Annotated in this window: 7 protein-coding genes; 3 read left to right on the forward strand and 4 right to left on the reverse strand. The window is 41.3% G+C overall.

Features of this window, described 5'->3' with window-relative positions:
- Nucleotides 1–289: 289 nt before the first annotated feature.
- Nucleotides 290–1,681, reverse strand: a complete 1,392-nt coding sequence (lpdA, locus tag ACEN9X_RS20205) for a dihydrolipoyl dehydrogenase (protein ID WP_413666843.1) — start codon at nt 1,679–1,681, stop codon at nt 290–292.
- A 399-nt stretch (nt 1,682–2,080) separates the two neighbouring features.
- On the opposite strand from lpdA, the gene ACEN9X_RS20210 reads away from it, so the two are divergent.
- Nucleotides 2,081–5,410, forward strand: coding sequence for a carboxypeptidase regulatory-like domain-containing protein (locus ACEN9X_RS20210; RefSeq protein ID WP_413666844.1), 3,330 nt, complete (start codon nt 2,081–2,083; stop codon nt 5,408–5,410).
- A 327-nt stretch (nt 5,411–5,737) separates the two neighbouring features.
- Here the strand turns inward: ACEN9X_RS20210 and ACEN9X_RS20215 are convergent, their stop codons facing one another.
- Together ACEN9X_RS20215 and ACEN9X_RS20220 are read right to left on the reverse strand one after the other, a co-directional pair.
- Nucleotides 5,738–6,919 carry an AIR synthase related protein gene (locus ACEN9X_RS20215; protein WP_413671149.1) on the reverse strand — a complete coding sequence of 394 codons (1,182 nt, stop codon included), beginning with the start codon at nt 6,917–6,919 and terminating at the stop codon, nt 5,738–5,740.
- Between the two features lie 82 nt (nt 6,920–7,001).
- Nucleotides 7,002–7,166 carry a hypothetical protein gene (locus tag ACEN9X_RS20220; protein ID WP_413666845.1) on the reverse strand — a complete coding sequence of 55 codons (165 nt, stop codon included), beginning with the start codon at nt 7,164–7,166 and terminating at the stop codon, nt 7,002–7,004.
- Nucleotides 7,167–7,366: 200 nt separating this feature from the next.
- On the opposite strand from ACEN9X_RS20220, the gene ACEN9X_RS20225 reads away from it, so the two are divergent.
- Nucleotides 7,367–9,142: a chloride channel protein gene (locus tag ACEN9X_RS20225; protein ID WP_413666846.1), complete on the forward strand. Its 1,776-nt coding sequence runs from the start codon at nt 7,367–7,369 to the stop codon at nt 9,140–9,142.
- 258 nt (nt 9,143–9,400) lie between these two features.
- On the opposite strand, the gene ACEN9X_RS20230 is transcribed toward ACEN9X_RS20225, so the two are convergent.
- Nucleotides 9,401–11,575 carry a glutamine synthetase III gene (locus ACEN9X_RS20230; RefSeq protein ID WP_413666847.1) on the reverse strand — a complete coding sequence of 725 codons (2,175 nt, stop codon included), beginning with the start codon at nt 11,573–11,575 and terminating at the stop codon, nt 9,401–9,403.
- A gap of 597 nt (nt 11,576–12,172) precedes the next feature.
- On the opposite strand from ACEN9X_RS20230, the gene ACEN9X_RS20235 reads away from it, so the two are divergent.
- Complete coding sequence (locus tag ACEN9X_RS20235) at nt 12,173–13,795, forward strand: ammonium transporter (RefSeq protein WP_413666848.1); 1,623 nt, start codon at nt 12,173–12,175, stop codon at nt 13,793–13,795.
- The last annotated feature ends 185 nt before the right edge of the window (nt 13,796–13,980 follow it).

Genomic DNA, 13,980 nt, shown 5'->3' on the forward strand with positions numbered 1-13,980 from the left:
GTTCATGGTCTTTGATGCATAAAGGCCCTTTAGTACACGCAAGGCTAAATTAGGATATTATTTTTAAGATGACTTTCGCTTGATGACGTTATAAACGTAAAAAGCCTCAAACTAAATGCTATACATTTAATTTAAGGCTTTAAATATGTGTTGCAGCTATAGGCTATTAACCATGATCTATGAACTATTAACCATGATCTATGAACTATTAACCATGATCTATGAACTATGAACCATGATCTATGAACCATGATCTATGAACTATGAACCATGATCTATGAACTAAAATCTACAAGTGGATACACTCGCCGTAAGCTTCGGCGGCTGCTTCCATTACGGCTTCGCTCATGGTTGGGTGAGGGTGTACCGATTTGATGATCTCATGACCGGTAGCTTCCAGCTTGCGGGCAGTAACTACTTCGGCAATCATTTCGGTAACGTTGTAGCCAATCATGTGGGCGCCTAAGAACTCGCCATATTTGGCATCAAATATCACTTTTACGAAACCATCTTTAGCACCGGCAGCACTTGCTTTACCCGATGCTGAGAATGGGAACTTGCCAACCTTAATTTCGTAACCGGCTTCTTTAGCTGCTTTTTCGGTATATCCAACAGAAGCAATTTCTGGTGAGCAATAAGTACAGCCAGGGATATTATTATAATCAAGCGGGTGCGGGTTTTCACCGGCAATTTTTTCAACGCAGATAATACCTTCGGCAGATGCCACGTGAGCAAGGGCCTGGCCTTTAACTATATCGCCGATAGCGTAAACGCCCTCAACGTTAGTGCGGTAAAAATCATCAACCAATACTTTGCCGCGATCAGTTTTAACGCCATTTTCTTCGAGGCCAATGCCTTCAAGGTTGGTAGCAATACCTACTGCAGACAGAACAATCTCAGCTTCCAGGGTTTCGGTGCCGGTAGCTGTTTTTACAGTCACTTTGCACAAATCGCCGCTGGTATCAACAGCTTCAACATTTGAGCTTGTCATAATGTTGATACCTTGTTTTTTTAGGATGCGGTTTAACGCTTTTGATACGTCCTCGTCCTCAAGCGGAACGATGTTATCAAGATACTCAACAACGGTAACTTTAGTACCTATTGCATTATAAAAGTAGGCAAACTCAATACCGATAGCGCCTGAGCCAACCACGATCATTGATTTTGGCTGCTGAGGCAATACCATAGCCTGGCGGTAACCGATAACTTTTTTACCATCCTGTTTAAGGTTAGGCAATTCACGAGAGCGTCCACCGGTAGCTAATATAATGTGTTTTGCACTGTAGGTTTTAGCCGAACCATCGGTAGATTTAACTTCTACTACGCCTTTGCTTTTCAATTTACCAAAGCCAACAAGAACATCAATCTTGTTTTTCTTCATCAAAAACTGAACGCCTTTGCTCATGCCATCGGCAACGTTACGGCTTCTTTTAACAACTGAGGCAAAATCAACTTCGCCGGCGCCGTTAATTTTAATACCATAATCGGTACTGTGGTTAAGGTATTCAAAAACCTGGGCGCTTTTTAACAAAGCCTTGGTTGGGATACAACCCCAGTTCAAACAGATACCACCTAAAGATTCTTTTTCGACAATGGCGGTTTTTAAACCAAGCTGGGAAGCGCGGATAGCAGCAACATAGCCACCCGGACCAGACCCAATAACAATTACATCGTAATCCATATTATTATTGATATACTTTAATTTCGTTTCAAAGGTAAACAAGCTGTGCGGATTTTAGAGGTTTTTCCGCAGACCCCTATTTTTTCGAATGCCAAAGCTAAGTAAAAGGGCTGAAACCAAAAAATGTACTGCCTGTATATATGCTTCGCAATCGGCTATTTATATCTGTCCTGTGTCATAAAACCGCCTATGTTATTTTAACAGTTGAACCAGATATGATATAAACCATATTATTTACAATATTTTCATTGCTTTTGACCATTGTTTTATGGTTTTTGTATTTATCATGTAAAATGTTGATAAATATATAATAATTGTTAACGTTAACTTAACATTGGTAATTGGTTCATTAATTATCTTTGCGCCAATTAATTAAACGTATAATTAAAAAAGCAATTTATGAGGAAGCATTACCTTCTTTTATTACTTCTCATCGGCTTTTCGTTCTTCACTGGTAAGAACGTATTAGCTCAGGGTGTAACCACCGCAAGCATCAACGGTACCGTTACCGATGCTAAAGGTGCTATCCCCGGTGCAACTGTAACAATGGTGCACACGCCAACCGGTACTGTGTATTCGACTGTAACCCGTGCCGATGGCCGTTACAACATCCCTAACTTAAGGGTAGGTGGCCCCTACACTTTCAAAGTAACTTTTATTGGTTACGCTAATTTCGTTCAGGAAGGTATTAACCTTAACATTGGCCAGGATCAAAAGATCTCTGCTCAGCTTGCCGACAACACTACTTCATTAAAAGAAGTAACTGTAAGAGGTACATCAGGTAAAGTGATCAACTCTTCACGTACCGGTGCACGCGAAACTGTTAGCCGTCAGCAAATTGAAAACCTGCCAACTATCGCACGTTCATTATCTGATTTCACTAAATTAACCCCTTCTGCTAACGGTTTATCATTTGGTGGTCGTTCAAGTACTTTCAACAACATTACTGTTGACGGTGCATTGTTCAACAACTCATTTGGTTTATCAGGTACCTTGGGTGGTCAAACCAGTTCACAGCCAATTTCATTGGATGCGATTGACCAGATCCAGGTTGATATTGCTCCTTATGACGTTCGTCAGGGTAACTTTACCGGTGCCGGTGTTAACACTGTTGTAAAATCAGGTACTAACCAGGTTAAAGGTACTGCTTACTACTACGCCCGTGGTTCAAAATTACAAGGTTACCATGTTGGCCCAACCAACCTTAACGTAACTGATGTAAACTACCATACAGATGGTGTTGCTGTAGGCGGCCCGATCATCAAAAATAAATTATTCTTATTCGTATCTGGCGAGCAGGAAAGAATCACTCAACCACCTTCAGCTGTTTATGTAGCCGGCGGTTCAGGTGCAAGTGGTGCTAACGTATCACAGGTACAAGCTTCTACACTTGATGCAATCAAACAAAAATTGGCTACTTATGGTTATGATCCAGGTGTTTACCAGGGTTACAACTACCGTACGTCAAGCAATAAATTGACTGCAAAAATTGATTGGAACATCGACAAAAACAACACTTTAAGTGCTAAGTATTTTTACTTAAAATCATTTAAAGATCAGCCTGCAAGTAACTCAGGTATCACCAATGGTGGTGTTGGTTACGGTACAACCCGTGCTCCTGGTACTAACACATTACCTTTCTACGGTTCAGGTTATACTATTAACAATAACTTTAACATTGGTATTGTTGAGTTGGATACCCGTTTCAGCAATAAAATTTCAAACAAATTTACTGTTGGCTACTCTGCTTTAAGAGATTTCCGTAACTTCCTTGGCAGCTCAACTATCCCTATGGTTGATATCGGCAACGGCACAAGCGATGCTAATGGTAACGTAGTAACTGCTGCAAACGCAACAGCAACCAGCTTTGGTTCTGAGCTTTACACAGCCGGTAACTTGTTAAATACAAACATCTTCCAGTTTTCAGACGATTTAACTATCTTCTCTGGTAAACATGAGATCACTATCGGTACAAGTAACCAGATCCAGAGCTACACTAACGGTTTCGCTCCAGATTACAATGGTTTATATACCTATAACTCAGCTTCAGATTTCATAAACGGTTTGCCTGCACAGGCTTATACTTTACGTTACTCTGCAGTAGGTAATTCATTCCCGTTTGCTAAAATTAAAGCTTCTATCTATAGTGCTTACGTACAGGATAAAGTACACGTAACTGATAACTTCAGGTTAACTTACGGCTTAAGGGCTGATTATGATGTATTCCCTACTACTTTAGCTGCTAATAGCAATGCTGCGGCTTTAACTTTCCAGGGTGGTACTCAGGTTGACGTTTCTAAATTGCCAAAAAACAGGGTTCAGTTATCACCTCGTGTAGGCTTTAACTGGGATGTTAATGGTGACCAGTCAACTCAGATCCGTGGTGGTTCTGGTTTATTTACAGGTTCTGTACCATTTGTATGGATCTCAAACCAGGCTTCAAACAACGGTTTATTGTTCGGCTCATACACCATCACCAAAGCAAATGCTACTCCTGCTAACGCCGGTCAGTTAGTATTTGATCCAAACGTTAACAAAAACAGGCCTGCAAATGCAGTAGCTGCTACTTCATACGAGTTAGACGTTGCTGATCCGAACCTGAAATATCCAAAAATCTGGAGAACAAACTTAGCTGTTGACCAGAAATTACCTGGCGGTATCATCGGTACTATCGAAGGTGCTTACACTAAAGATATCCGTGCTATTTATCACCAAAATCTTGTTCTGTCTGACGGTTACAGCACTTTTGCTGGTCCTGAAGGTCAGATCCGTTACGATTCTAAAAACACTACCCCTGCTGCATCTGCAGCTACGGCACAGAACCCGGCTATCACCGGTTTATATTACATGAGAAATACTTCAAAAGGTTTTTCATACTTCATTACCGGTCAGTTACAGAAGAGCTTCACCAATGGTTTCGCTGCAAGCTTTGCGTATACTTACACCAAATCGAAAGATGTTAACGACGGTGGTTCAACTGCAAGCACTATCTGGAGCACCAGGTATGTTGCCGGTAACCCTAACGCCGATAATATCTCAAACAGCTCATACGTACAGCCAAACCGTATCATTGCTACAGTATCTTACCGTAAACAATACGCTAAAAACTTAGCTACTACTGTTGGTTTAGTATTTGAAGCTGCTAACAGCGGTGCTATCTCTTACATCACTGCTAACGACCCTAACGGCGACGGTGCTACCAACGACTTGATGTTCATCCCTAAAAATCAGGGCGACATTACATTAGTTGCTGCTCCAACTGCTGCTAACGGTACTGTTGATACCCGTACTCCAGCTCAAATCTGGAACCAGTTGAATAACTTCATCAACCAGGATTCATATTTAAGTGCACACAGAGGTCAGTTCGCTCAACGTAACGGCGCTATATTACCAACCTACAAAAGGTTAGATTTACACTTTGCCCAGGACTTCATGATCCAGGCTGGTAAAACCAAAAACACTTTGGAGTTCACTTTCGACGTGATCAACTTCACCAACTTATTGAACCGCAACTGGGGCTTATACCAGGTATCTTACAGCGGTTTCAACAACGGTGCAACTACAGTGTTAAGGTATATGGGTAAAGATGCTACTACTGGCAAAGCTCAGTATTCATTCCCTTATCTTGATGCTAACAATGCAATCCCTGTTACTAAGTCATTCCAAAATGATATCAGCACCTTCTCTCGCTTCCAGGCGCAAATTGGTGTAAGGTATATCTTTAACTAAGAATTACTTATAACAATAAGATAAAACAAAAAAGTCCCGGCCAATTGGCCGGGACTTTTTTGTTTTAGGATTTTTCCGTTGTTTAAATATGGCTGTTTTTGATCGTAGAGACGCATAATAGCGTCTCCCGCATGCAGGTTAGATATGCAAGTTCGCCAGCTTTCATACAAAGTGGCTTGTCCTGCGAAAGACGCAATTATGCTCTCTACATAAACCTGTTTTTGGATTGTTTTCAAGCTGCCCCGGAAAATGTCATGCGGCAAAACAACAAAGGCGCTTAGGATTATCTAAAGCGCCTTTTAATAGCAAATCGTAAACTATTTATTTTTATTCGTATTCAAATACCCCAAATTCAGATGTTACGGTTACCTTCTTGGTATCAGCTTTTTCAACCCTGCCAATGATCTGCGCGTCAACTCCAAAGCTTTTTGAAATGCTGATCAGGTCTGCAGCAATAGCCTCAGGTACGTAAAGCTCCATACGGTGCCCCATATTAAATACCTTGTACATTTCCTGCCAGCTGGTTTTTGATTCCTCATGGATGAGCTTGAACAGCGGAGGTACAGGGAACAGGTTGTCTTTTATAATATGAAGGCCTTCCACAAAGTGTAATACTTTGGTTTGAGCACCGCCGCTGCAATGTACCATGCCATGCACCCGGCTGCGGTAGCCATCCAGTATTTGTTTAATGATTGGAGCGTAGGTACGGGTAGCGCTTAAAACAAGCTTACCGGCAGTTACGGTTTGCCCATTTCCGATATCAATAGCATCGGTAAGGTTTTTACTTCCTGAGAAGATTAGCTCATAAGGAATAGCCGCGTCATAGCTCTCCGGGAATTTTTCGGCAATGGTTTTATTAAACACATCATGACGGGCAGATGTAAGGCCGTTTGAGCCCATGCCGCCGTTGTATTCTTTTTCGTAGGTAGCTTGTCCGTATGATGCAAGGCCTACAATTACATCACCGGGTTCAATGCGGTGGTTTGATATCACATCTTCGCGTTTCATACGACAGGTAACTGTCGAGTCAACAATGATGGTACGTACCAGGTCGCCCACATCAGCGGTTTCGCCGCCGGTTGAGTAGATGCCGATACCGGCTTCACGCAATTCGGCCAAAATTTCTTCAGTACCGTTAATAATAGCTGCAATAACTTCGCCCGGGATCAGGTTTTTGTTACGGCCAATGGTTGATGACAGCAAGATGTTATCTGTGGCACCAACGCAAAGCAGATCGTCCAGGTTCATGATAATGGCATCCTGGGCTATACCGCGCCAAACGGATATATCACCGGTTTCTTTCCAGTAAGTATAAGCCAGTGACGATTTTGTACCAGCACCGTCGGCATGCATAATGTTACAGTATTCTTGGTCGCCGGTTAAAATATCGGGTACTATTTTGCAGAATGCTTTTGGGAAAATGCCTTTGTCGATGTTTTTTATGGCATTATGAACGTCATCTTTGGAGGCTGATACGCCACGCTGATCATATCTTTGCGAAGAAATCATGGGCAAATATAAGGCTATTAGGTTAAATTGAACGAATGGGCTTTCTGTATAAAGTAAAATGAGTTTTAATTAAATCGCGCTTTTAATATTCCCATCCATCGTACTTAATATTGGGAACTTCAATTTTAGGTGTTTGCCTTATTTTTCGGTTTCGCTGTTTTTTTAACCATTTTCTAAAACCGGCTTTAGGCTTTACTTCATATTTTCGATTAAACCAATGTTCGATTTGCTGATTTCTTAAAGACATATAATTGACTTTGGGTAAGTTTAATAACTAATTAGGTAATGTAAATATGCTCCAATTGAGTTTAATGAATATAAACTGTTGGAAATTGTGTTTCTTTGTAAGAAAATAGACTAATACACATCCTTAGTCTGTTTTAGGTTAATCGAAAAACAATTCGCGCTGATAATACTTCATCGGCAGGATTAGTATTTACTTCTGTTATGTTAAAAACACTTTCCTACAAAATAAACCGCTGGCGGCTAAAGCGTAACAGCCAACGTAACTTTTTAATTTATTGCAGCGTTTTTGTAGGCTTTGTAGGCGGACTGGCAGCAGTAGCCCTTAAGTTTTTAGTGCATTTAATGGAAGAACTGAGCCACAATATATCATCGCACCTGTATTATCATATAGCCTATGTGTTTTTACCTGCAATTGGCATTTTGGGTACGGTAGCTTATCAGCACCTGATAAACCGCGATAAAATTGAAAAAGGCATAGGCAAGATCCTCATCAATATCAAAAAGAACCGCTCGAACATTAAGGTCAACAATATTTATTCGCACCTGATCACAAGTTCATTAACTGTAGGTTTCGGTGGATCTGCGGGGTTGGAGGCGCCTATTGTTTGTACAGGCACAGCTATCGGCTCAAACGTGGGTAAGTTTTTTAAGCTCACGCCCTATGAAAAAACGGTATTATTAGCAGCTGGATCATCGGCAGGTATAGCAGCGGTATTCAATAGCCCTATAGCGGGTGTTTTATTTTCGCTCGAGATATTGATAGGGGAGATCACCATCCCAACATTTATTCCTTTATTAATAGCCTCAGCTACAGGTGTAGTGGTTTCAAAGGCATTATACTCGGGGCAGTTGTTTCACCTGGTTACCGAAGGTTGGGTAATGAATGCTTTGCCCTTTTATGTAGCCCTTGGCGTATTAAGTGGGTGGGTTGCCATTTATATAGCCAAGGTAGGCGGCAAATTAGAGAGCGGCATATTCAAAAAGCAAAACCGTTATGTGAGGGCCATTGCCGGCGGCGTGATCCTTGGGTTGATGATTGTGGTATTTCCGCAGTTGTTTGGCGAGGGCTATCATTATCTTACGGCCATTTTAAATGGTAATATCCATGTTTTAAAGGAAGAAACTTTATTTAGTGAGTGGCTTGATCAGCCGCTTGTTATGCTGCTGTTTATAGCAGCGTTGGTATTTATGAAAATCATTGCCGCGGGGATCACTATTGGTGCCGGCGGTAATGGCGGTACTTTTGCGCCAACTATGTTTACCGGGGCTTTTCTTGGTTTGTTGGTGGCCTTTGGCGTTAATCAAACCGGGTTAATTCATTTAAATACAGTAAACTTTATTGCTGTGGGGATGGCCGGCGCGCTGGCCGGTGTGTTGCATGCACCACTTACGGCCATATTCCTGATTGCCGAAATTACAGGGGGGTATGTACTGTTTATTCCGCTGATGATCGTATCGGCTATATCTTATATTATATCTCGCTATTCATCGCCCCATAATATGTATTGGAGCCATCTGATTCATGAAAACAATATCCAGCCAGGCCAGGATTACGGCATGTTGAATGCGATATCACTTGACAGCGTTATCAATCGTAAATACACCGCTGTAGATAAATTAATGACGGTAACCGATTTTTATAAAGTATTAGCCAAAACGGATGCTAATATTTTCCCCGTACTGAAAGATGATGGCAGCCTGGAAGGAGTGGTGCTGATAGATGATATCCGCCGCCGATTATTTAATAGGGAGATAGCTGATAGCCTGATAGCAGATATTATGATAGAGCCGCCGACGGTAATAGACTATGAGCAACCGGCCAGCAGCGTTATGGATACCTTTGATGCTATTGATGTTTGGCAGTTACCGGTGGTAAAAGATGAAGTTTTTATAGGTTTTATATCCAAATCGGCTTTGCTAAGTAAATACCGGGCAGTGCTTATAGAACAGCACAAGGCGAGTGATTTGTTTGCTTAGATTTAATTTGCAAAATGTCATTTCGATGGAGCCGGTTGGGAATTAGTGGGCGTGGGGCGAAAGAGAAATCTTGTACGCCCTGCAAAGCCTCAATACAGGGTGTACAAGATTTCTCCTCACTCTCTTTCTCCATCCTGCCCACTGTTCGTCGAAATGACAATGCTTTTTGAGTTGTTTTTGCCTGATGAAAAAAATCCCCTAATAAAAAAATGCCACTAACTCTAAAATTAGTGGCATTGTATAAATGAGTAATCTTACCTATTTAATGAACAACAGTTCTCTGAATTTAGGCAATGGCCATAAACGGTCATCAATTAATTGCTCAAGCTTGTCAACGTGGTAGCGGATAGGCTGGAAGAAAGATTTTACCTTTTCATCATAATCAATGGCACGCTGGCGGATATCGTCGATAACATTAGCCTTTTTACGTTCATTAACCATTTGCTCGGTATTGGTTTTAATGAAATTTACATGCTCCGAGATCCTGTTAATAATATCAAGCTGTGAAGCATAAGTTGATTCATCTAAACCGATATCTTTTAAACCTTTTACATTTTCAATCAGCTTGCTTTGATAGGAAACCGCGGCAGGAATGATGATGTTCATTACCATCTCGCCAATTACGCGGGCTTCTATCTGTAGTTTTTTATAGAAAGCATCCAGCAGGATTTCGTGGCGTGCATGAGCTTCACGCACAGTAAATACACCGGTTTCGGCAAACAGGTTTTCTGATTTGTCGCTTAGTAAGGCATCCAGTGCCTTTGGTGTGGTTTTAATATTTGGCAAACCCCTTAATGCTGCTTCTTTTTCCCATTCTTCGCTGTAACCATTTCCTTCAAAGCGGATGCTTTTTGACTCTTTGATGTATTTTTTGATCACCATTAATAAAGCAAGATCTTTTTTCTCGCCTTTTTTCATCAGTTTATCTACATCATATTTAAATTTCTTAAGCTGATCGGCAACAATAAGGTTAAGAATCGTCATTGGGCTGGCCGAGTTGGCTGATGAACCTACAGCACGCAGCTCAAACTTATTACCCGTAAAGGCAAAAGGCGAGGTCCGGTTGCGATCGGTATTATCGGGCAAAATTTGCGGGATCTTAGGAATGCCCTGCCATAACAGGTTTTCTTCCTTGATTTTTTTGCTGATACGCGATGTTTCAATCTCATCCAGTACATCGTTAAGCTGGCTGCCCAGGAATATCGAAATAATAGCGGGCGGCGCTTCATTGGCACCCAAACGGTGGTCGTTATTAACCGATGCAATAGATGCCCTTAACAGGTCGGCATGTTCGTAAACTGCTTTTATGGTATTCACAAAAAAGGTTAGGAACATGAGGTTGTTTTTAGGCGTTTTGCCCGGGGATAACAGGTTTTTGCCGGTATTGGTTATGAGCGACCAGTTGTTGTGCTTGCCCGAACCATTGATGCCCGCATAAGGTTTTTCATGCAGCAGCACTTTAAAGTTATGGCGCTTGGCTACACGGTCCATCAAATCCATTAGCAATTGGTTATGGTCAATGGCAAGGTTGATCTCTTCATATATAGGTGCGCATTCAAATTGAGATGGCGCAACCTCATTGTGGCGGGTTTTAAGCGGGATGCCTAATTGCAGCGCTTCGGCTTCCATATCCTGCATATAGGCATACACACGTTCGGGTATCGAGCCAAAGTAATGATCTTCCAGTTGCTGGTTTTTTGCAGATATATGGCCGAATAAGGTGCGCCCGGTTAAATAAAGATCAGGACGTGCATTAAATAAGGCAATATCAACCAAAAAATATTCCTGTTCGAGGCCTAATGAAGCATTTACTTTTTCAATGCCTTTATCAAAATAGTGGCAAACATCAACGGCTGCTTTGTCAAGCACGTTCAGTGCTTTTAATAAAGGCACTTTATAATCAAGCGCCTCGCCGGTGTACGATACGAACACAGTTGGGATACATAATGTACGCGCCATTAAAAAGGCAGGCGAAGAAGGGTCCCAGGCGGTATAACCGCGGGCCTCAAATGTATTGCGGATACCACCGCTTGGGAAGCTTGAAGCATCAGGCTCCTGCTGTGCAAGGGCATCGCCCGAAAAGCGTTCAATAGCACCGCCGTCGGCAGTAGGTTCAAAAAAGGCATCATGCTTTTCGGCAGTGGTGCCGGTAAGCGGTTGAAACCAGTGTGTATAATGAGTTGCACCTTTACCTAAAGCCCAGGCTTTCATTGCCGAAGCTATCTGTTCGGCCAGGTCGCGCGGAATTGGCTCTCCTTTTTCAATTGAATTTACTATTCCCTGGTAGGCCTCTGATGAAAGATATTCCTTCATCTTCTTTTTGTCAAAAACGTTCGACCCAAAATAGTCTGAAATTTTTGGTGAAGGCGGTTTTACTTCAGGGATAGTTCTTGAAAGTACATCCTGTAAGGCTTTAAAACGGATATTGGACATATTTTATGAGGTTTAAATAAAGGTTAGTGTTCAAAATTATAACTATCCTTTTAAAATACGGGGTAAAATTAAGTGAAATATAACATACCACCTAATCATTAAAAAACTGAGATAATTTAGAGAAAAGTCCTAATTGTTCGGATAATTTCACCTGAAATCGATAAAATCTTATTTTTTCGACGTTTTTAACGTAATTTTTTGTTTTAATTCTGGTTAATTGTTGTTTTAAGTGTTAAAAATCAAATTTTTTGATTTTTTTAATGAGTAAAATGAATTTATATTGAAAATAGCATTTTTAAATAATCAAAAAATAGCATTTTAAGAGCCTTATTTTTGCAATTTTCATAATTTTTTGATTTTTTACCATTAATTTATCGTTAATAATTTGTTATTCTTAAAAATACTACCTAATTTCAGAAAATAATTTACGAAAACACACCAATTATTATGCTTTTTATAAAAAATTAAAAAGTTTTTAGTCGAAATGGAAGGGTAAGAAAAAAAAGAGGTTTCGTAACTAAGAATAGCAATCAAACTAAATTTAATACAACAATCAAACTAATTAATTTTTAAAAAACAATCAAACTAAATTAAACGATGAAAGTAGGTTCTACAAAACACAACTTCCTAAGTGCAGTCCGACAGCTGACACGTGAAAAATGGGCGCTGGGAGCAACCATTTTTACAGGGAAAATGATTGGCTTATTGCTGGTATTTGCCGCAATGATGGTTTTGCCAGGTGTATTTGGTACAAAAGCTAACGCTGCCGAAACATACACCGCCCATGAAACAGCATTAATTAACACAGTTAATACTGTTTGGACACTGGTTGCTGCCTTTTTGGTATTTGGTATGCAGGCGGGTTTCGTTATGCTCGAAGCTGGTTTTGCCCGCAAGCGCGAAACAGTGAACGTGCTGATGGAATGTATTTTTGATACTTGTCTTTGTGGTTTGCTATTTTACGCCGTAGGTTATGCCTTTATGTTTGGCAATGGTAATGGTTTTATTGGCTGGGGCGGTTTAGGTGCCGACGGCAAAACCATTACAAACTGGTTCTTCCTTCAAAATACTCCTGAAACTTACGGTTCAACCGGTATTCCGGTATTGGCACACTGGATTTTCCAGTACGCTTTTGCTGATACCTGCTCAACTATCGTGTCAGGTGCAATGATCGGTCGTACCAGCTTCCGTGGCGATATTCTTTACAGTATCGGTATTACCGGCTTTATCTATCCTATTATCGGTCACTGGGCCTGGGGACCGGATGGTTTCCTTGCTACAATGGGAACTTCTGGTTTCTTCAAATCAATAAGCGCTCAGCCTTTCCGTGACTTTGCAGGTTCAACAGTGGTACACACTATTGGTGGTGTTGCTTCGCTGGCAGGTGCAATGGTATTAGGCCCGCGCTTAGGCCGTATATTTGCCCGCGACGATAAAGAAAAAGGCGGTTTGCCTCCTGGTCACAACTTATTGGTTGCTGCTGTAGGTGGTTTTATACTTTGGTTTGGTTGGTATGGTTTTAACCCTGGTTCAACATTATCAGCAATGGATATGCAGGGTATTGGCCGTGTTGCTGCTAATACTACGCTTGCAGCCTGTGCCGGTGGTTTTGCAGCTATGCTTGCCGCTTTATGGTTTGGCCCAACTAAAGGAAAATTTGATTTGGCCTTTACAATTAATGGATTTTTAGGTGGCCTTGTTGCAATTACCTGCCCTTGTTACTGGGTAAGCCCGCTGGGTGCTATCCTGTTGGGTGTAGTTGCCGGCTTTGTAATATTTGCAGGTGTTTACCTGATCGAGTGGTTCCGTATCGATGATCCGGTTGGTGCAGTATCGGTACACGGTCTTTGCGGTATCTGGGGTACTTTATCATTAGGCTTATTTGCATCAGGTCAGTATGGTGCCACAGGCCCAACCGGTGCTGATAATTCTGCTCCGGTAGCCGGTTTGTTTTACGGCGGTGGTTTTGATGTATTCAAAGCGCAGCTGATCGGTAGCTTGACCATTACACTTGCAGTGTTTGTAATAACATTCGTGATGATGTTTGTGATCAACAAATTAGGTCATCCATGGAAATTGCGTATCGAAGAGCATGGTGAAACAGGTGCAGGTGGTATCGACGTATTCGATCACGGTATTGAAGTTTACCCTGTTCAGGACGATGAAATCAGCTTAAGCGGTCTTTTTGATAAAGGTGCTAAAGTTGCCTCTGAAGCCTGATCATATATAAGCTTAACAGCTTAAACAGAGATATTAATGCCTTGTGCGGTTGGAGAGTGGTAGTACTAAGTCAGTAGTACTGAGTTTAAAGTCAAAAGTTCATTTTTTTGACTTGGCACTAAAAACTGATGACTTAAAACTTTAAATGAACGTTGCCAACCGTACAGGGATTTTTTATGCCGACA

It is taken from the genome of Mucilaginibacter sp. Mucisp86, assembly GCF_047324315.1.
Taxonomy (GTDB): Bacteria; Bacteroidota; Bacteroidia; order Sphingobacteriales; family Sphingobacteriaceae; genus Mucilaginibacter.